This window comes from Rothia sp. HMSC068E02, from assembly GCF_001813565.1.
GTDB lineage: Bacteria > Actinomycetota > Actinomycetes > Actinomycetales > Micrococcaceae > Rothia.
Map to the genome: position 1 here is coordinate 35,624 of NZ_KV812894.1, position 19,871 is coordinate 55,494.

A 19,871-nucleotide genomic window follows, 5' to 3' on the forward strand; every position below is an offset into this window, starting at 1 on the left:
CACCCTGATGTCGCTTACGGATAACACCGCCCCTCCTGAGCATGCGTACAGATATGTACTTATGAACGGCTAGTGGCCCGCCGGCGCGCCCTGACCTTCACCAGCGCCGTGGCTCAAACCGTCAGCCGAGTAGTCCGAATCCTTACGCGGCGTAGTCCACAGCACCAGCGCCGTCAGGACCGCGAAACCCAGAATGGAGAAGCCCATCGGCAGGTACTCATGCTCACCAGCAAACGACACCAGCGGCGCCGCCAACGCACCCAGCAGAGCCTGAATCGTACCCATCACCGCCGACGCACTACCTGCCATGTGGCGCGCCTCGTTCAACGCCAACGCCGAAGCATTACCAAAAATCAGGCCGCACGAACTGGTCAGCAGGAACAGCAGAACCAGCGTCGGCACCAGCGAGATACCGATAAGGAAGCTAACCACCAGCAGCGAAGACACCACCAGCAGACTCACCACGCCAACATTCACAATGCGGCGCTGCGCCACACGGCCCACCAGCTTCGTCGCAATCGCACTGAACAGCACAATGCCAATCGAGTTCACACCGAACACGATAGTGAACTCAGTCTCGGACAAGCCCAGAATCTTCTGCAACACAAACGTCGAACCGGAAATATACGAGAACAGCGCACCAAACGCGAAGCACATCGTCAGCATGAAACCCAGGTAGCGGCGAATCTTGAAGACCTTCGGCAGCTCCGAGTACACGCTCAGGGCGGTGCCCTGGTAGCGTTCCTCCACCGGCAGGGTCTCCTTAATCACGAAGATCACGCCGAGCATCATAATCGCGGTAATCACGCCGAGCACATGGAAAATATCGCGCCAGCTACCCCACGACAGCACCCAGCCACCAAACAGCGGCGCAAGCACCGGCGCGAAGCCGTTAATCATCATCATGACGCCCATGAGCTTAGCGGTCGCCAGACCCTCAGTCGTATCAGCCACGATAGAACGCGCCAGCACGGCACCAATCGAACCGGTGAAGCCCATCATGAAACGCGCAAAAATCAGCAGCTCAATATTCGGCGCGAAACCACACGCCACCGTCGCAATAAAACAAACCACCGCACCAATCAGCAGCGGCTTGCGGCGGCCCGTCTTATCCGACAGCGGACCCACGACCAGCTGGCCCAGCGCCATACCCACCATGAACGCACTCAGAGTCAACGAGGCGTTCGTGCTGGTGGTGTTCAGGTTCTCAGCGACTGCGGGCAACGCCGCCAGGTACATGTCCGTGGCGAGCGGCGCGATAGCGGTCAGCAGCGCCAAAACAACAATGAAAAGGGGCGATAGCCCGAAGGAGGTCTTAGTCGACTTCGAAGACATTAGTCTTAGTTTTTCTTTCTGCGTGATGCGCGTGCAACGGCGCCTGCGGCTCTACAAGACATGGATGCGGTAGTACCGCCCCTGGGGATGAGCTTGCGCAGGCTGGAAGCACAACTTTTTCACGGTAGCAGAATCGGGGGTGGCTTCGTAAGTTAAACGTTTGACATTTTTTAATTTGGGAGCGGGACGGGTATGCAGAGGGTATGCAGAAGGGACGGTGTTATCCTCGCTCCTACAGGGGCACCCGTCCTCGCTTCGCTTCGGACACCCTGATGTCGCTTACGGATAACACCGCCCCTTGAGCGGCTTGGCTTAGCCTGCCGCTCAACCCCCAGCGCTGAAGAAATATTTGAGAAATATTCTTGAGAAGCATTGCTCGGGGCGACCGCATAACTTACGTTGGTCATACCACGCGATACGACCGGAGGGACAACCTCAGATGCGCAACCACTATTACAAATATTTGCTATGCATCCTGCTGCTCATAGCTTGCGTCTTGCTCGTAATCCTCGCTGTGCTTTCTAGCAACAACTCGGGTAACGAAAAAGACGGTACCGCCTCCACGCACGCGCCGAGCAATACCTCAACCTACTGGGATAAAGACCGCATGGAATCCGCTAGCCCGGCTTCCATGCCCGAATAAAACAGCGCCTGAATAAAACTGCCTCTGAATAGCCGTAGGGCCCAATGCTTCGAGATACACAAAGCATTGGGCACTACTGTCTTGTAGGCGGCTGCTACTGCGCCGCGCCGTCGTAGATGAAGTCCACGGTCGCGTAGTCCTCCGGGATTTCGGCGAACAGCGCCTCCTCCTGAGCCGCCCAGCGCTCCCAGTGCGGGCGGAACATGTCACCGTCACGAGCCATGGCGCGTTCGTAACGCACCTCGTCCGGGGCGGTGGCGAGAATACGCACCTCGCAGGCGCCAGCAATCGCGCCGACACCCTCACAAATAATGACCTGCGTAGCCGCCGGGTCAACGGTGCGCACCTCACCGGGGGCGCCCGCCTCCCAATCCCACGGGGTGTAGGTCCCGGCAATACCCTCGGTCAGCTGCACGGAGAGCGCGTCCCACGCCTCCACGCCGTCGAAGAGGCCGTCCCAGCCGGGGTAGAAGTCGTCCAGGTGCAGCACGTGCACGCTGTGGCCGGCGGCGGTGAGCTCCTGCTCAAGCTGCGCGGCGAGGCTGGTCTTGCCGGTGCCGCTACGGCCGTCAATGCCGATGATCAGCGGGATCTGCGCGAAGTCGGCGAGGAACTGCGCACGGAATTCGGTGAATTCGGCGGTGTCCATGTCGAAGTCGTTGCCGATGCCGTGCTCCAGGCGCAGCATGTCTTTGCAGAGCTCCAGGATTTCGGTGGTGCCGGTGACGCGGCGGTTCTGGTTCAGGGGGATACGCTGACTCACTACGCGTCACCTTCCTGCTTGAGGTGGTTGATGAGGCCGCGTGCGGCGGCGTCAATGAGGCCGGTGGTGTACACGAAGTCGCGTTCGCTACCGTACCAGGGGTCGTAGATGCCGAGCTGGTCCAGGTGGGTGGTGGTGACCTTCGGGTCGAAGCTGCGCATCATGCGGATCTTGGCCTTGTCGGCCTCGTTGCGGGCGAGGGCTTTGAGGCGCAGGTAGTGGGGTGCGTCCATGGCGAGGATGAGGTCGTTGCGGTCGAAGTCCTCGACAGTGAAGACGCTGGCGCGGTGCGCGGACGGGTCGATACCGCGGGTGGTGAGCTGCGCGGCGGCGCGCGGGTCGATGCGGTTGCCTTCTTCTTCGTTGCTGATGCCGCTGGAGGTGACGGTGACGGGCACGCCGGCTTCTTGGGCGTGCTGGCGGATGAGGTATTCGCCGACGGGGGAGCGGCAGATGTTGCCGGTGCAGACAGTCATGATTCGGTACATGGTTCTAGTGTATCGGTGGGGTAGTGGGTGGTTGAGCGCGGTGGGCGCTCGGGGTGGCTTTGTAGGCGGCGCTGTGACGGGTGGATGCGCTCGTGGAGGGACACTTTACCGTGGACGCGCAAAGGCCCCGCCGACGAGGGGCTGGCGGGGTCTTTGCGCGTTTAGGGAAATAACATATTTATCTTCTAAATGGTTCCCGTTTCCTGTTCGGGAACAGAAATTACTGGTTTTAAGAAATTAGAAATTACTGATTCGGAAGGATTATCTGGATTAAAAATATCACAACCTTTAGGGATATTAAACTTCCTACCGTCTGGCGCAGTGATTTCCTCGGTGTTAATTGGCATGCTTTCTTTGTGAAGGTTGAAATTAATTTTAGAAGGATCTGGTTTATAGGAGAATTTTGTGATTTTCCCCGGTGCGCCTGTAAAATTTATGACTCCCTCAGATTTTGCTCCTTGAATCATAAATCCATTATTAAATGTCGCGCCAGCAAATGAAGCCATGTTGCGGTCTTCATCTTGAGGTATGCGGCGGCTTTCAACGGAAAGTTCCATATACCCTGTCCCTGCTAGATCTTCCAGTACGGGCTCAGAGTGGTAATGAATATTTTCTGAGTATAATGTAGTTTTAATAAAGTGGCTTTTGTTAATTCGAAATTCATCGTTGAATACTGCGTTTTCACAGTTTAGGGGAATTGTGAAAAGGGATGATGAAAAATTTGCGATTCCAGACACTTCAGCTTTCTCGAAGGAAACATCGTCGTTTGCATGTTTTGATATGAATTTTGCAGAATTAAAGATTGCAGATTCTTTGAATCTTGCATTTTTAAAATTTACACTTTTTGTAAATATAGATTCTGTGAAATTTATCTCTTTTTCGAAGAATCCATTGGAAAAATCAACTGGATAGAAGAATTCCGAATTTGAGAAATCGAATGAAAATTTTGACCACGGACCAGGTTTGTATTCCTCTGGTGTGGAAGAAGAATTTTTACTACTCAGACGGACATGCATCTCATATAATATTGCTTGACGAATTCTCCGTTCTTCCTGGCCGGTTACATGGCTTGTAGTAGTTTTGGTTTCAGATTCAAGCGGAGATTTTATGTAAGCACAGAGATTATTGACAATAATTTGCCCCTCTTTCTTTGGTTTATCGGAACTCTCATCGTTGTCTGCGATAGACTTGTTATCATCTAGCCATTCATCAACAAGGCCCACAAGCGTATAGATACCACCGAGGCGAACAGCCGCATTCTCGTTAGCTAGTTGCTCTACAGCCTTGGTGTAGCGGTTACGGCGTTCAGCGTGTACCTGGCGAATATGGTCACGTTCACTCTTGACGGCATCTTGTTCACGTTTTGCAGCCTCGTTCTTTGCATCCTGTTCGTTCTTCTGAATATCAGCCTCGACCTTGCGCCGGTCAATCCGGTTCTTCCAATCGGTCTGCAGAAGAGTCAGCATCGCGATGATACCGCCAGTTATATAGAGAATGTGTAGACGAAGATCCGCAATTGCTTTGCCTTCAGGGTACTTATCAGGGTCATTGGCTGGGATGGGCAGATTTAATAAACCCAGAAGGGGCGATCTCCATAGAGGAACTGAGAGCGCAAGAAGACCTCCCAGTAGCCCAAGTAGGACAAGTATTAGGGAAAAGTACTGAATGTAAATAGGTTGCTTCTGCAACGAGGTCTTATTATCTGACAAGATAATCTCCTATTTTCTCTGAGAGGAATGGTCCCTCTCAGCATAGTGCATAGGCTCCTGCCTCAGTGCTGTTGGTGGCCAAAACGAAGACCCCGCCGACGTGAGTCTAGCGGGGTCTTCTAGAGGAAAATTCTATGTAGATTTATCTTCTTTGCTGTCACTGGATTTATCTAGTAGTCTCGCTGATTCACTCACACAAGTATATTTTTCTTCCCTGGAGCTCCAAGATTTCGGGTCAAAAAGTCGCGACCCAACCGGTATTTCTTGAGCGTAGCTATTACCCGATTTATCGGTCAACTCTACTACCTTAAGTTGGATATTATTTGAGTGCGCTGAAAAATTAGATTCCTCTTTGCATGTAAGATAAGATGATTCGAAATTTGGTTCATGGGAAAAATTAGACGATTCGAATGTTGCTTTTATATAGAAATATGCTTCATTAAAATTTACTGTTTGCGTAAAAGTTGCCTCTGAGAAATCTGTGCAGTAATTTGTAGACATAATATTTTGGGGGATAGAGGCGTATTTTATAGTTTCTTTAAACTGATTCTTCATGTTTTTCCAATTTGCGTTAATGGTAAGGGGCATGCCTAGCCTGGTAGAGGAAAAATCTGCGGTTCCATAAAATTCAGATTTATCGAACTTTGAACGAATATAGAAATTTGAACCAGTAAATTTTGTTTCTCCGTAAAACTTGCTACGGGAGAAAGAAGCGAGTTTGTAGAAATTTGACTTTTGAAAATCCGCATTCATAAACACTTTATCGTCTAATGGGTAAAAAATAGGGGAATCTGAAAAGTCAAATTTTAAATCCGTCCATATGAGATTCTTTCTATTTTCAGGGTTTGTTCTATTGCTTATTTCACTGAAAATTGTTTGGCGTATCTTTGCTTCGTCTGAAGGAGTAACTCCAGATTCAAGGTCTGTACTGGTTAGTCCATTTGGTATTGAACGAATATATGCACAAAGGTTATTGATAATAACCTGTCCCTCTTTTTGCCGTTTCTGGGGTTGGAGATTTTTATCTGCAAGCCACTCATCCGTTAACCCAACGAGCGTATAGACTCCACCGAGACGAATAGCTGCATTCTCGTTGGCCAACTGCTCAACGCCTTTGGCATAGCGACCACGGCGTTCTGCGTGTACTTGGCGGATATGGTCGCGTTCATTCTTGTTCTTCTCCTGAGTATTTTTACGATGGTTTTCCCATAGCGTGAGCATTGTGAGTACGCCCGCGAATACTGCGAGGATAGCCTGACGCACAGAAGCAACAGAGTTACCTTGATGCTCGATCCCGGGGATATTCTGCGGGACGTAGAAAGCACAGATAATCCCGGCAAAGGCCAGAAGGATAAGGGTTATATAAAGCCAATTCCTTGAGTACCAACTTACAAATCTTTTCCACAATTGAGGGCGAATTTGTAAAGAGTCTTCGGTGCTATCCACTATTTTTGTCATAGTCGCTAATTCTCCTGTCTTCTCTGAGAGGAACGGTCACCTTTCAGCATAGTGCAAAACTGTCTGACTTGGATTGCTATCAGATATAAACGAAGCCCCCGCTCGGGCCAGTGCTGTGATAGGTGGATGTGCTCACTGACGGGTACTTTACCGCGGGCATGCAAAGACCCCGCCGATGTGAGATCGGCGGGGCTTTTTAACGGTGAGGTCTAATTGGTTTTGTTTTCTTCTACCTCGTCTGAGTTATCTAGTGGCTTTGCAGGCTCACTAGTAATGTAGTCCTGTGTGTCATCATCCAATGAAGTCGGGTCGAAGAGTATCGTGCCTACAGGAATGTAGTATTTCATATTGTTAAGCTCGACTTCTCCTAGAAGAACGGGCTGGCTATGTTCGCTGACCATAAAGTTATGTGCTTCCCGGCCTTCAGGCAAAGCAGCGAATCGTGCTCTGAACGTCATCCCGGAGGTTTCAAAAGTTTCCACAAACTTTGGTGAACTTGTGCTAAACGTCGCTTCATTGAAGTCCGCGTGTTGGATGAAGACCGCCCAGCTGAAATCCGCGTCTTGGGTGAAGACCGCGCTCAAGAAGTACGCGGCGTGGGTGAAGGTCGCTGAGCCAAAGTCTGCAGTTTGGATGAAAGTTGTTTCGCTGAAGCACGCATCTTGGGCGAAGACCGCCTGCCTGAAGTCCGCGTCCTGGGTGAAGGTTACTTCGTTGAAGTCCGCGTCTTGGACGAAGGTTGTTTCGCTGAAGTTCGCGTTATGGGTGAAGATTACCCATCTGAAGATCGCGTAACGGGTGAATGTCGCCCACCTGAAATCTGCGTTATGGGCGAAGGCTGCCCACCTGAAATCCGCGTTATGGGTGAAGGCTGCCCAGCTGAAGTTCGCGTTATGGGCGAATGTTGCCCACCTGAAATCTGCGTTATGGGCGAATATTGCCCAGCTGAATTTTACGGTCTGGCCGAATGCTACTGCTCTGAAATCCGCGGTTCGGGTGAAGGTCACTTCACTGAAGTCCGCGCTACTGTAGAACTGGGCATAAGAGAAATTACCTTTCTCAATTGTGATGGCATTGAGGGGATAGAAAATGGGTGCTCGGCTGAAATCGAAATCAAAGTCACTCCAGGGTCCTGGAACGGTTTCGATTACCTCGCCTTCCTCTTCGATAGTGTCGCTACTGCGTTTGCTCATCTCAACGAAGATAGTGCGGCGTACATCCTGTTCTTCGCGAAATGCCGCCTGATCTTTGGAGAAATCTCCTTCATAGTTATCAGGCTCTGAATCGCCCTCAAACATCTCTGCCTTTAACGCCAAAGTGAAGGGTGAACGAATGTAGGAGCAAAGGTTATTGATAATAACCTGGCCCTCTTTCTGCCGTTCTTCAGGATTGAAAGTGTCATCAGCGAGCCACTCATCTACGAGACCCACAAGAGTGTAGATACCGCCCAGACGGACAGTCGCTTTCTCGTCAGCTAGCTGCTCGACAGCCTTGGTATAGCGGCTGCGACGCTCTGCATAAACCTGGCGGATATGGTCGCGTTCGTTCTTCTCTGCGTCCTGCTCATTCTTCTTGATATCAGCGTCAATTTTGAGGCGGTCACCCTGATTCTTCCAGTTAGTCTGCAGAAGAGTTAGAACCGCAATAATGCCGCCAGTAAGATACAGAAGATGCAAGCGTAGCTGATCTGAGCTACCTGAGCTCATGCCGCAGAGCAACCACAGCATCCAAGGCAGAAGAATCGCAACCGCGCCGCCGCCCAGACCGAAGCCAATGAGGAGCTTAGTAAAGCGCTGGATATACCAAGGTCTCTCCTGAGCTTTCGGGATTACAGGGCTCTCTGGAACGGATGATGCGTTATTGCTGGGCACTAGGTTCTCCTGTCCTCTCTGATAGGAACGTTCACCTTCCAGCATAGGGTAAAGCTACTTGCCATGAGTGGCGCCCGGTCATCAACGGGGGCGCCTGCGCGAGATGCGCAGGCGATGCTTCTGTTATCCGCGGCAGACGAGGTGGGTATGAGAATCCTCAAAATAGGCGATATTGTTCTTTGTGGTGGATGCAATAGCGGCGTAATTAGTATTGTCGTGTTGTTATGTCTTAAGAAATGCGCTACATTATTAGGTATGCGGTCATGCATATAGGGAATGTCCTTATGTATAATGACAGTAAAATAAAAGTGGAGCTACCAGCGATGGGGCAAACATCGCCAGTAGCCCCACGAAAGAATGGTCTAGAAGAGGTGAGCGCTTGCAAACTCACACATCTCTACGAGACCGACGAACAGAGTGGCTACATAGCTACCCCGTTCGATAACCAGCCAAAATTTCTTGGCCATAGGAGTTCCCCTCCTCTCTATTTAATTTATTAATGAGAGACAACGCGGAATTGCGTTGTCACTGCTGATTTTAGCAGATGACACACATTCCGCGGATTTTTGCTACCCAATTTATGTTTGTTTATCGCAGATATGGCGTAATGCCACTGAAAAGCGATAAATGAATTCGGGTAGATAAGATTCGAAAAACCCCGCTAGAGCCTACAAGCTCAGCGGGGTTTTTCGCACCATTTTATTTTTCGATGCAACTACTCGGCGGTGTCCACTACGTGCGCGAAGACCCCACCACACATTCACGTGGCGGGGCCTCTGGATATTACTGCGCGGGTTCACTCAGGCGCGTGTATTCCTTCCGCCGTTTACCCCAAGAAGTCGGATCGAAGAGCACCGCCCCGACTGGGATGCGGTAGCCCACGCCGTTCAACCCGGCTGTACCCAGCGGAATAGGGCAGCTGCCCTCGCACACCGTGAAGTTATGCGCCTCCTGACCGGTGGGCCCAGAACCGGCAGACAGCGCAGCGAATCGAGCCCGGTATACCTCACCCGACTCAACATTTTTAGCCGTGAAGAGCGGCGGGCTCTTCGTGAAAGACACCTCGCAGAAATCTGCAATGCCTATAAAGGACGCCCCTGCAAAATCCGCGCCTGCCTCAAAGGTCACATCATGGAACCCAGCGAGCCCCTCAAACGTAGCCCGGCTAAAGTGTGCATCCCCGTAGAAGGTTGCTGCGTTAAACCCTGCATGCCTCTCAAAGACCGCCTCACGGAACTCCGTAACTCCCGCAAAATCCGTCCTGAAGAAGCTCGCATTACCGCCAAAAGACGACCTAAAGAACTCAGCGTTCCCCTCAAAGGAAGCACCGCTAAAGCCCGCATCCGCCGCAAACGCAGTGTCGCGGAAGTCAGCGTGCCCTCCAAAAGAAGCCTCGCGGAAGTCCGCATTAGCGTTGAAAGCTACCCAGCGGAAGACCGCATCACCAGCAAAGCGCGCGTTACTAAAGTCAGCCGTACCCATGAAAGTTACGTCGCTAAAACGCGCATCCTGGTCAAAGACCGCCCGGGTAAAGTTCGCATCGCCAGTAAAGGTCGCGTCACCGAACCCCGCAATCTCTCCGAAGGTTGCGCGGCTGAAATCCACGGTTCCCACAAAAGTAGCCCCGCTGAAATCTGAACCGTTGCAGAACTTCGCCGCAGAGAAATCGGCGTTCTCAATAGTCAGACCGTCGAGAGGGTAGAAGACGACAGCTCGGCTGAAATCGAACTCAAAGCCGCTCCACGCGCCGGGGACAACAGTCACCTCGCCCTTCTCATTTTCAGCAAGGGTGCCGCTGCGCTTGCTCATCTCAACGAAGATGCTGCGGCGAACATCCTGCTCACCACGGAAAGCCGCCAGATCCGTAGCGAAATCACCCGCATAGTTAGCGGGCGGCGTATCGGATTCAAAAGCTTCTGCCTTGAATGCCCGCGCGAACGGCGAACGCACATAAGCGCAGAGGGCATTGACGATGACCTGCCCCTCCTTCTGCCGCGCCTCAACGCTGAGTTGCTCGTCAGCGAGCCACTCATCCACCAGACCCGCAAGCGTGCTGATGGCACTCGCACGAACTGCCGGATTCGGATACGCCAGATGCTCAACTGCCTTGCTGTAACGGGTACGGCGCTCAGCGTGCACCCGCTGGGGGTGTTTCAGCTTTTTCTGGGCGTTCATGCGGTGGAACTCCCCAAGAAAGAGAACACTCAGCAGGGTGCCGGTGATGAAGAAAATGAACGGCTGAACCTCAAAATTGGGGATGCCAGGGTCAAAGGCGAAAGGCATAAAACCCGCCGTGACAATGCCCAAGAGAGCGATAGCCCAAACCCAGGCGCGGAAGCTAGACAGCTTCCCCTTGAGATTGCCGAACTGCGCGGCGAGCGGGAAAAACAGAATGACGACTGCGCAAGCTATCAGCCAAGCCCACGCGGTGCTGGGTGCCAGATGCATGTGGTTCTCCTGTCATCGTTGAAAGGGGCGGGTCATACTCAGCATAAGGTAAAGCTGCCGGGCTTGGGCGGTTGCTGGTCAAAGCAAGAACCCCGCCAGCGCTGGATGCACGGGCGGGGTCTTCGGGCGCTTCCCCGGCGGCGGGGGAGAGTCAGGTTTTACTGCGCAGGCTCACTGACGCCGGTGTACCCCTGCTCCTCTTCGTCCCAGGAATCCGGGTCATACAGCACAGCACCGAGAGGGAGAATGAACGTTCTATTAAGAAGCTCTGCCTCGCCGCAGCTGAAGCCGTGCCTGCTCTCCAGGCGCGCCTCAAACAGGTAATCCTGCGGATCCGCCTGCGCCGAGAACCGCGCCCTCTGCAGCCGCCTATCCAAAGCCTCAAAGGACGGCTTAACATACATGAAGCTAGTCTGCCTGAAATCCACCTTCTGACTGAACGTCGCATCCGCGAAGTAGGCGCCCTCAAAGCTCGCCCCGTTGAAGCTCACCTCCCGCGCGAACGTCGCCTTGTAGAAGCCGACATGCGCCGTGAACGTCGCCTTACTAAAGTCGGCATCCTGCGCGAAGGTCGCGTTACCGAAGTTCGCTCGCTGCGGGAAGTCCATCTCATAGCGCGTCCTCGGAAGCGCAATAAAAGACGCCCGGCTGAACGTGGCGTCGCCGTCGAACCGCGCCCCACCAAAATCCTCGTACTGCGTGAAAGACGCCCCGCTAAAGTCCGCCGCGCTCGCAAAGCGTACGTTGCTGAACATTGCGGACTGCTTGGTGACTACACCGGCAAAGCGCGCGACCCCGCCGAACAGCGACTTAGAGAACACCGCCGGACGGTTGAAGACCGATGCGGCGAAGTGCGCTTCATCGTGGAACGTGGAGGCGGTGAATACTGCCTTTCCTTCAAAGGTGACCGCCGCGAAGCTGGCTATGCCCGCGGTGTTCAAGCGTGAGAAGTTGGCGTCGGACTCGAAGGAGGCTACCGCGAAGTCAGCCGCAGCCGAGAAGACCGCGTCTGAGAAGTCAACCTCGCCGGTGAAGGTTACGGTTGCGAAGCTTGCCGCGTCCGCAAAGCGTGCCCCGCTGAACTCTGCCGCGCCCGCGAAGTGCGCGGCGCTGAAGCCCACCCAGTCGTTGAAATTCGCGCCGTGGAAGGACGCGTCAGCCGTGAACTGTGCCGCCGAAAAGCTGGTGTCACCGTGGAAGGTTGCGTCAGAGAAATCCGCCGGGCCGTAGAAGGTTGCGGAAGCGAAATCGGCGTTCTGAAAGTGCAGCTGCTGCAGCGGGTAGAAGATGGGTGCGCCACCAAAGTCGAAGCGCAAATCAGCCCATATCAGCGATATTGACGGCACTGTGTGCTGGTTCTTCTTATTGCCTGCCTTGCTGCTTTCGGTGACCGCGGCGAAACGGCGGCTGAACTCCATGAAGACGGTGCGGCGCACCAGCTGCTCTTCGCGGAGCGCCTCCTGATCGCGCGTAAAGTCCCCTTCGTACCCCTCGGGTGCCTCGTCTGATTCTAGGACCTGGCGTTTCTGCGCGAGAGGGTAGGGCATGCGGATGCATTTGGTCAGAGCGTCGATGATGGTCTGGGCTTCTTCGCGGCGTACCTGTTCGGGGAGGGAGGCGTCTGTGAGCCATTCGTCCACGAGGTTCGCGAGCGTGTACGCTCCGCTGAGGCGTGTGGCGGGCTGCCCGTCGAGGAATTGTTCGAGTGCGTGCGTGTAGCGTTCGTGCCGCCCGGCCTGCTGGTTGTGTGCCGGGGTGTTTTTGCGTTGCCGCAGCGCAGTTAAGAGTTTGTTGAGGTTCATAGCGGTGTGCCCTTCCTGCTCCGGTGCTGGCTTATAACCAGCATAGGGGAGAGCCCCACCCTAGCGCGCTCGCGCTGGTTAAAAGAAGATGCCCCGCCTGCACGAGAAGTGCAGGCGGGGTCTACAAGAACGCTACCTTTGAGTGCGGCAGTAATCGTTATTGCGCAGGGGGACTTACGCGAGTATATTCTCCTGTCTTTTTATCCAATGATTTAGGGTCGAAAAGTACCGTTCCAAGGGGAATCTTGAACGTCTTACCGAGAAGAGTCGCGGTTCCAAAGCCCACCTGCATGGTTGAGAAATCGTAGTCCTGCGGGTTTGCGGCTGCAGAGAATTTGGCTTTCAATTCTATCCCTAAATCTGTTCTAAACGTGAAGTACAGTGCCGATGAGTTGAATGTCGCCCCGCTGAAGTCCGTGGTGCTGGTGAAAGTCGTTTCAACGAAGTTAATAATTTCCCCGAAGACCGCTCCGCTGAAATTCACACCTCCGGTAAAAGTTGTTGATAAGAATTGTGCATAGTTGGTAAAAGTTGTCCTGCAGAAAATCGCATTTTCGGTAAATTTTGCACCAAAGAAGATAGCCTCGCTGAAATTTGCATTGGTGAAGGATGATTTCCCAATAAATTTCGCTGTATAGAAGCTAGCGTAGCTGAATTCCGCCCAGCTAAAATCAACACCTTTAGCAAAAGTCACGTCGGTAAAATCTGCCCTGTCGATAAAAGTTGCCCCGAAGAAATCCGCTTTTTCGATGAAAGTCGTACCATTGAAGGTTGAACCAGCATAGAAATAGAACTTAGCAGTCGAGAAATTCCCTTTTTCAATTTTGAGGTTATTGAGGGGGTAGAAAATTGGTGCTCGACTGAAATCGAAATCAAACTTACTCCATGTCTCGGACTCAAAGGATTTTTTACCTTCTTCATCCTTCTTTTGATTGCTACTGCTACGCTTACTCATTTCAATAAAAATGGTTCGGCGTACGTCCTGTTCTTCGCTAAACATTGCATAGTCTTTGGTGATATTCTTAGGCTTTTTATAGTTCTGAAGACTTGGGAAACGATCATTTAGAACAATCCAATCAGGGAAATCTAATTCCTCGAGAAGTCTCTTAGAATCTTTTTGCATGACCTCTTCAAATCTTTTGTAGGCTTTGTATTCGTCAATTTTTTCTGCAAGTGGGAAGGGTGAACGAATATAGGAGCAGAGGTTATTGATAATAACCTGCCCTTCTTTGAATCTGGTTTCCCTGTCAATATTATCGTCGTCCAACCACTCATCAACAAGGCCAACGAGAGCGTACACTCCGCCAAGACGCACAGACGCATTTTTGCTAGATAGTTTATCGACCGCTTCAATGTATCGGTCACGGCGAGCTGCATGCACCTGACGAATATGGTCCTGACTATTCTTGCGATTTGTTTCAATTAGGCCAAGGATGGCAATAATACCACCTGTGATATACAGAAGGTGAAGTCTTAAATCGGAAGTCGATTTTTGCTCTACCTCTGCAGCCTTATTACCGGTAGGTGAGGCTGTAGGAATGGGAGTATTCTGCGCCTTTTCTGGGTTTTCTTTGGCGCTATCTTGCTGTGTGATGGTATATCCGGGCTCTCTAAACCAACTTGTATAGCTTGGTATTAATAAAGCTGATAATGCACCAATAATTGCAAGGCTCGCCAATGTGAATATGAAATATTTACTTGTTAAACCGGAAATAAATTTCTGGAAAATTGTAATAATTTTTTTGTAAAATATTATTATAGCAAATATGAATGTTATCAATATTGAAATTCCGAGTGACTTGTTGTTAATTATGAAAAATTCAAGTACTGCGGTTATTTTGTCTGTTATCTCTTTCCAATGTTCTGTAAGTTTTAAGGCGACAGGGAAGGACAGGGCTATTGCAACTGTCTTTATAAGCCATTTATGTCGAAATGTTGAGCCCATAACTCGCGAGACTGCAACCCTGCACTGCTGTGTATAATGAACCACTTTTTTTACTACGATAGACAGGGAGTTCTTGTTAGTTTTTTTATTTTTGTTCTTGATTAGGTATGTCGTAAGGCGAAAGAATATTATGATATCTATTATTATGATATCTGCGATTATCGCAATGAAAGAGAGTATATTTTGTGGATTTGGGGATAATATTCCTGGCATTATCATTGCACCTGTGAGGAGTATGAAAAGAATGAAATCTCCTGCTGGGGAGGGTGGTATTTCATTATCCTGATGTTGATTGCTGTCTGTTTTGGACACTGGTGTCTCCTGTCTACTTTGAGAGGATATGGTCGTAACCAGGATACGGCAGGCGGGTAGCCTCAATCCATAGGTGAGGGTTAGGGGATTACGAGTTGGACAAGCAGAGATACCTCTATAGAGCGAGCGATGGAGCTTGCAGATCGGTTCTCCATATATAAGAGGAGTGAACCTCTGACGTCTCACTCCCTCTCTAGCAACGCTGCTAGAGGTCTAGTCTCCAGACCCAAAAATCGCCCCGCACACCCTATATAAGGTGCCCCTGCGCCACCTTCAAACCCCTCTCGCACCCCAATTTTTCGGTTTTTCGCTCCTTTTTTAAAAATTTTTTCGCCCAGTTAGCCCGCCCATGTCCGCCGTGCGCTGAATCGCCTCGCCGCGCCATCACCCAGCCCAAAAACCCCGGAATTCCGGGGTAAAACCGCCCATGCGCGCCTCGCCACCGCCCCAAAATCCCCCGCAAAATACCCCTCCGGGACTCCAAAAGACCCACCCCTCACGCCACTCCACATAAAAAAGTTGAGTAAAGTTCGCTCAACCCTATTGACACGCCCTCCGAGAGAGTGCATACTTGAGTACATGAGGCTCAAGGAGCCGCGCAGGCCACCCCACACGGGGCGGCACGCGCAGCACCCTCGCCTCCAGAACTTTCAAACTAACCCGCCTCGCATTAGAAGAAGCGGGGCACTAACACCTAAGGAGTGAATAAACATATGGCACGTGCAGTAGGTATTGACCTCGGTACCACCAACTCGGTCGTAGCAGCACTGGAAGGTGGCGACCCGGTCGTCATCGCTAACGCAGAGGGTACCCGCACCACCCCCTCTGTCGTCGCATTCTCCAAGGACGGCGAGGTTCTGGTCGGTAGCGTTGCAAAGCGTCAGGCAGTGACCAACGTCGACCGCACCATCTCCTCCGTCAAGCGCCACATGGGCACCGACTGGACCACCGAGATTGACGGCAAGAAGTACACCCCGCAGGAAATCTCCGCTCGTATCCTCATGAAGCTGAAGGGCGACGCAGAGGCATTCCTGAACGACACCGTCACCGATGCTGTCATCACCGTCCCGGCATACTTCAACGACGCTGAGCGTCAGGCAACCAAGGAAGCCGGCGAGATTGCAGGCCTGAACGTCCTGCGTATCGTCAACGAGCCCACCGCCGCAGCACTCGCATACGGCCTGGACAAGGGTAAGGAAGACGAGCTCATCCTGGTCTTCGACCTCGGTGGCGGTACCTTCGACGTCTCCCTGCTGGAAGTTGGCAAGGACGACGACGGCTTCTCCACCATTCAGGTTCGCGCAACCAGCGGTGACAACCGCCTCGGTGGTGACGACTGGGACCACCGCGTCGTCGAGTGGCTGCTCGCACAGGTGAAGGCAAACACCGGCGCTGACCTGTCCAAGGACAAGATTGCTCTGCAGCGTCTGCAGGAGGCAGCTGAGCAGGCTAAGAAGGAGCTGTCCAGCGCTTCTAGCACCAACATCTCCCTGCAGTACCTGTCCGTGACCCCCGAGGGTCCCATCCACCTGGATGAGAAGCTGACCCGCGCAAAGTTCGAGGAACTGACCCGCGACCTGCTCGAGCGCACCAAGAAGCCCGTGCTCGACGTAATCAAGGAAGCTGGCGTGTCCATCTCCGAGATTTCTGAGGTCATCCTGGTTGGTGGCTCCACCCGTATGCCCGCCGTTGCTGAGCTCGTCAAGGAGCTCACCGGCCGCGAGCCCAACAAGGGCGTGAACCCCGACGAGGTTGTGGCAATGGGTGCAGCACTGCAGGCAGGCGTGCTGAAGGGCGACCGTAAGGACGTTCTGCTGATCGACGTCACCCCCCTCTCCCTCGGTATCGAGACCAAGGGCGGCGTGATGACCAAGCTGATCGAGCGCAACACCGCAATCCCGACCAAGCGTTCCGAGACCTTCACCACCGCAGAGGACAACCAGCCCTCCGTGACCATTCAGGTCTTCCAGGGTGAGCGTGAGTTCACTCGCGACAACAAGAACCTGGGTACCTTCGAGCTGACCGGCATCGCCCCCGCACCCCGTGGCGTGCCCCAGATTGAGGTCACCTTCGACATCGACGCAAACGGCATCGTCCACGTCTCCGCAAAGGACAAGGGCACCGGCGTTGAGCAGTCCATGACCATCACCGGCGGTACCTCCCTCTCCAAGGACGACATCGACCGCATGGTCAAGGACGCAGAGGCACACGCAGAGCAGGACAAGGCACGCCGCGAGGCTGCTGACACCCGCAACGCAGCTGAGTCCGTCGCATACTCCGTCGAGAAGCTCCTGAAGGAGAACGGCGACAAGCTGCCCGAGGACGTCAAGACCGAGGTTCAGGGCGATGTCGACGAGCTGAAGAAGGCACTCGAGGGCGACGACGACGCAGCAGTGAAGTCCGCATTCGAGAAGCTGCAGGCATCCCAGTCCAAGCTGGGCGAGGCACTCTACGCAGCAGCACAGGCTGAGGCATCCGAGTCCAAGCCCGCCGCTGATGAGGACGTTGTCGACGCCGAGGTTATCGACGAAGACGAGAAGAAGTAATCATGGCTGAGCAGGAAAACATCACCCCCGACCCGCTGGAGGAGGCATTCAACGCCCCCGCAGCGGAAGGCCACCCCGAAGCTGAATCGGTCGAAAGCCCCGAGGAAGCTGCGGAAGCCGTCGAGGCTGAGCTCCAGGACGCCGTAGAAGCAGAATCTGCGGATGCGGCACTCGCCGCGGAGCGCCTGGACTCCCTGCTTCGCCTGCAGGCAGAGTTCACCAACTACAAGAACCGCACCGCCCGCGAAAAGGAGCAGCTGCGACTCTTCGTCATCAGTGACCTGGTCGGTTCCCTGCTGCCGGTGTTCGACGACATCGACGCCGCACGCAAGCACGGCGACCTGCAGGACGGCCCCTTTGCCTCCATCGCTACCAAGCTCGAAGAGCTGCTCGGCAAGCAGGGCCTGGAGCGCTTCGGTGAAGTAGGCGACGCCTTCGACCCGAACATCCACGAAGCTGTACTGCAGCAGCCCACCGACGAGGTGGCTGAGGATCATGTCTCCATGGTTCTGCGTTACGGCTACCGCGTGAACGACCGTGTGGTTCGTACCGCGCAGGTGGCTGTGGCTGTCGCACCGTAAGGTGGTCGGCTCAGCATTGGCTGAATAACTAACGACGGGCGGGTGCTCTCCCTGGTGGGGGAGTGCCCGCCCTGTTGTTTGCCTAAGCTGTTCTGCCGGAGCTATTTGCCCGGGCTGTTCTGCCCGGTGTTGGCGCGGGTTCCGGCGAGCTGTGGCGGCGGATAAAAGGCTTGTAGGGGTGCTATTTTTTTTGGCCCAGCCCTTTCAAAATTGAGTCAAGTAGACTAAACTTTTATATAGAGTATTAAGACAAGTACGCGGTGCCCCTGCAAGCCGTCCCGTAACCGAGGAGGGCGGCGCATCACCGCAGAAGGAGAAACACAACATGGCAAGTGAAAACTGGCTAACCGACGACTTTTATAAGGCACTGGGTGTCAGCGAAGACGCAAGCGAAAGCGACATCAAGAAGGCGTACCGCAAGCTCTCCCGCAAGTACCACCCGGACCTGAACCCCGGTGACGCCGCAGCAGAGAAGAAGTTCAAGGAAATCTCGGAAGCATACGACGTGCTCTCCGACAAGAAGCAGCGCGAAGAGTACGACCAGATTCGCCGCTACGGCGCATCTGGCATGGGCGGCTTCGGCGGTGGCGGTTTCGGCGGTGGTAGCTACACCGGCTACCCCGGCGCGGACGCATTCGGCGGCTTCAGCAGCGGCGGCGCAGGCATCAACATTGACGACCTGCTCGGCGGCCTCTTCGGTGGTAGCGCTGGCGGTTCCCGACGCTCCGCAGGTTTCACCAGCGCCGACTTCGGCGGCATGGGTGGCGGCGGCTTCGGCGGTGCACAGCACGCAGCCCCCGAAGAGAGCAGCACCAGCACCCGCATCAGCCTCGCTCAGGCATACACCGGTGCGACCGTGACCGTGTTCCTGCCGGACGGCTCCCACACCGAGGCACGCATCCCCGCAGGCATTAAGGACGGCCAGAAGGTCCGCCTGCGCGGCAAGGGCCTGCACGGCGGCGACCTGAAGGTCACCGTGCGCGTTTCCGATGACTCCGTGTACTCGCGCGAGGGCAACAACCTGATTATGCGTGCGCCCGTCACCCTCGCCGAGGCCGTCGACGGCGCAGTGATTGAGGTGCCCCTGCCCGACGCATCCACCGTGAAGCTGCGCCTGGCACCCGGCCAGGTCGGCCGCCGACTGCGCGCTAAGGGCCGCGGCTTCAAGGCTAAGGGCGGCGACGGCGACCTGCTGGTCATCCCCGAAATTGTTCTGCCCACCGAGCTGAGCGCAGAGGCGCAGGAAGCATTCGATAAGTTCGTAAAACTGGCACCGCAGGAGAACCCGCGTAAGGATCTGTTGAAGAAGGCGAAGTAAACCATGGCATCTCGAGAATCATCATCTAAGTCCCGTAGCGGCAAGCCGTTGCACAGCGTGGACCTGCCGGTTTTCGTGATTTCTGTGGCAGCTGAGCTGGCGGGCATGCACCCGCAGACCCTGCGCCAGTACGACCGCATCGGCCTGGTCCAGCCTTCGCGTGCGCCCGGTAAGGCGCGCCGCTATTCGCAGCGTGACGTGAACCGTCTGCAGCAGATTCAGCAGCTCTCGCAGGAGGGCGTCTCCCTGGAGGGTATTCGCCGCATTATTGAGCTGGAGTCCCTCGTGGAGGAGCAGCAGGAGCAGATTGCGGCGCTGCAGCGTCAGGTCGAGGATGCGAAGGTGAAGCTGGGCTTGGCGGAGCGCGTGTTCGCTGCCGGTACCAGCGGCGACGTGGTGCATATTGCCCGCGGTACCCGCCCGGCGCCTCGTCAGCGTTCTTCGGCTGTGGTGTTGTACCGTCAGCGTCACCAGTCGGCTACGGCGGATGATACGAAGCCGCAGCGCTAAACCGGCTAAACCCGCTACACTGGGATAAATGGTTCGGCTGTTCTAGCTCGCTTCTAGTTCATTTGAGCTGGTCAGCCGCCCATATAGACTTGTGCGTCTTAGCGCCGCGCGAGCGAGGTAGGGTAGACCCCCGCCCGCATGC

The 19,871-nt window shown here is 54.1% G+C and carries 14 protein-coding genes; 5 read left to right on the forward strand and 9 right to left on the reverse strand.

The window, feature by feature from the left end:
* Positions 1 to 69: 69 nt before the first annotated feature.
* On the reverse strand, positions 70 to 1,335 hold the full coding sequence (locus HMPREF2919_RS07540) for a multidrug effflux MFS transporter (protein ID WP_070667057.1): 1,266 nt from the start codon (positions 1,333 to 1,335) through the stop codon (positions 70 to 72).
* A gap of 514 nt (positions 1,336 to 1,849) precedes the next feature.
* Here HMPREF2919_RS07540 and HMPREF2919_RS09325 point away from each other — a divergent pair.
* Positions 1,850 to 1,978: a hypothetical protein gene (locus HMPREF2919_RS09325; RefSeq protein ID WP_256370637.1), complete on the forward strand. Its 129-nt coding sequence runs from the start codon at positions 1,850 to 1,852 to the stop codon at positions 1,976 to 1,978.
* Positions 1,979 to 2,072: 94 nt separating this feature from the next.
* On the opposite strand, the gene HMPREF2919_RS07550 is transcribed toward HMPREF2919_RS09325, so the two are convergent.
* From HMPREF2919_RS07550 to HMPREF2919_RS07580, 8 genes are all read right to left on the reverse strand, one after another.
* Complete coding sequence (locus tag HMPREF2919_RS07550) at positions 2,073 to 2,741, reverse strand: nucleoside/nucleotide kinase family protein (protein ID WP_070667061.1); 669 nt, start codon at positions 2,739 to 2,741, stop codon at positions 2,073 to 2,075.
* Positions 2,741 to 3,217 (reverse strand): low molecular weight protein-tyrosine-phosphatase, encoded by a 477-nt coding sequence (locus tag HMPREF2919_RS07555; RefSeq protein ID WP_246824071.1) that lies wholly within the window; start codon positions 3,215 to 3,217, stop codon positions 2,741 to 2,743. Before HMPREF2919_RS07555 ends, HMPREF2919_RS07550 begins: the two co-directional genes overlap by 1 nt.
* A gap of 197 nt (positions 3,218 to 3,414) precedes the next feature.
* The gene (locus tag HMPREF2919_RS07560) at positions 3,415 to 4,938 is read right to left on the reverse strand and encodes a pentapeptide repeat-containing protein (protein ID WP_070667065.1); all 1,524 of its coding nucleotides are present in this window, start codon (positions 4,936 to 4,938) and stop codon (positions 3,415 to 3,417) included.
* 132 nt (positions 4,939 to 5,070) lie between these two features.
* Positions 5,071 to 6,384 (reverse strand): pentapeptide repeat-containing protein, encoded by a 1,314-nt coding sequence (locus tag HMPREF2919_RS09035; protein ID WP_168165482.1) that lies wholly within the window; start codon positions 6,382 to 6,384, stop codon positions 5,071 to 5,073.
* 221 nt (positions 6,385 to 6,605) lie between these two features.
* Entirely contained in the window at positions 6,606 to 8,267 is a 1,662-nt protein-coding gene (locus tag HMPREF2919_RS07565; RefSeq protein ID WP_246824072.1) for a pentapeptide repeat-containing protein, read from the reverse strand.
* A gap of 783 nt (positions 8,268 to 9,050) precedes the next feature.
* Positions 9,051 to 10,715, reverse strand: a complete 1,665-nt coding sequence (locus tag HMPREF2919_RS07570) for a pentapeptide repeat-containing protein (protein WP_070667069.1) — start codon at positions 10,713 to 10,715, stop codon at positions 9,051 to 9,053.
* 158 nt (positions 10,716 to 10,873) lie between these two features.
* Positions 10,874 to 12,517, reverse strand: coding sequence for a pentapeptide repeat-containing protein (locus HMPREF2919_RS07575; protein WP_070667072.1), 1,644 nt, complete (start codon positions 12,515 to 12,517; stop codon positions 10,874 to 10,876).
* A gap of 157 nt (positions 12,518 to 12,674) precedes the next feature.
* Positions 12,675 to 14,774, reverse strand: a complete 2,100-nt coding sequence (locus tag HMPREF2919_RS07580; RefSeq protein ID WP_070667074.1) for a pentapeptide repeat-containing protein — start codon at positions 14,772 to 14,774, stop codon at positions 12,675 to 12,677.
* Positions 14,775 to 15,487: 713 nt separating this feature from the next.
* On the opposite strand from HMPREF2919_RS07580, the gene dnaK reads away from it, so the two are divergent.
* The 4 genes from dnaK (at position 15,488) to HMPREF2919_RS07600 (ending at position 19,729) form a co-directional block, all read left to right on the forward strand.
* The gene (gene dnaK / locus HMPREF2919_RS07585) at positions 15,488 to 17,320 is read left to right on the forward strand and encodes a molecular chaperone DnaK (protein WP_070667076.1); all 1,833 of its coding nucleotides are present in this window, start codon (positions 15,488 to 15,490) and stop codon (positions 17,318 to 17,320) included.
* Between the two features lie 2 nt (positions 17,321 to 17,322).
* The gene (locus tag HMPREF2919_RS07590) at positions 17,323 to 17,901 is read left to right on the forward strand and encodes a nucleotide exchange factor GrpE (protein WP_070667078.1); all 579 of its coding nucleotides are present in this window, start codon (positions 17,323 to 17,325) and stop codon (positions 17,899 to 17,901) included.
* Positions 17,902 to 18,226: 325 nt separating this feature from the next.
* Positions 18,227 to 19,219: a DnaJ domain-containing protein gene (locus HMPREF2919_RS07595; RefSeq protein WP_049341459.1), complete on the forward strand. Its 993-nt coding sequence runs from the start codon at positions 18,227 to 18,229 to the stop codon at positions 19,217 to 19,219.
* A 3-nt stretch (positions 19,220 to 19,222) separates the two neighbouring features.
* Positions 19,223 to 19,729, forward strand: a complete 507-nt coding sequence (locus HMPREF2919_RS07600) for a heat shock protein transcriptional repressor HspR (protein ID WP_049341461.1) — start codon at positions 19,223 to 19,225, stop codon at positions 19,727 to 19,729.
* Positions 19,730 to 19,871: the final 142 nt, after the last annotated feature.

Coding starts and splice junctions, on each gene's coding strand:
- HMPREF2919_RS07575 (WP_070667072.1), bottom strand. CDS start 12,517: ATGAACCTCAACAAACTCTTAACTGCGCTGCGGCAACGCAAAAACACC.
- dnaK (WP_070667076.1), top strand. CDS start 15,488: ATGGCACGTGCAGTAGGTATTGACCTCGGTACCACCAACTCGGTCGTA.
- HMPREF2919_RS07595 (WP_049341459.1), top strand. CDS start 18,227: ATGGCAAGTGAAAACTGGCTAACCGACGACTTTTATAAGGCACTGGGT.
- HMPREF2919_RS07590 (WP_070667078.1), top strand. CDS start 17,323: ATGGCTGAGCAGGAAAACATCACCCCCGACCCGCTGGAGGAGGCATTC.
- HMPREF2919_RS07555 (WP_246824071.1), bottom strand. CDS start 3,217: ATGACTGTCTGCACCGGCAACATCTGCCGCTCCCCCGTCGGCGAATAC.
- HMPREF2919_RS07600 (WP_049341461.1), top strand. CDS start 19,223: ATGGCATCTCGAGAATCATCATCTAAGTCCCGTAGCGGCAAGCCGTTG.
- HMPREF2919_RS07540 (WP_070667057.1), bottom strand. CDS start 1,335: ATGTCTTCGAAGTCGACTAAGACCTCCTTCGGGCTATCGCCCCTTTTC.
- HMPREF2919_RS07570 (WP_070667069.1), bottom strand. CDS start 10,715: ATGCATCTGGCACCCAGCACCGCGTGGGCTTGGCTGATAGCTTGCGCA.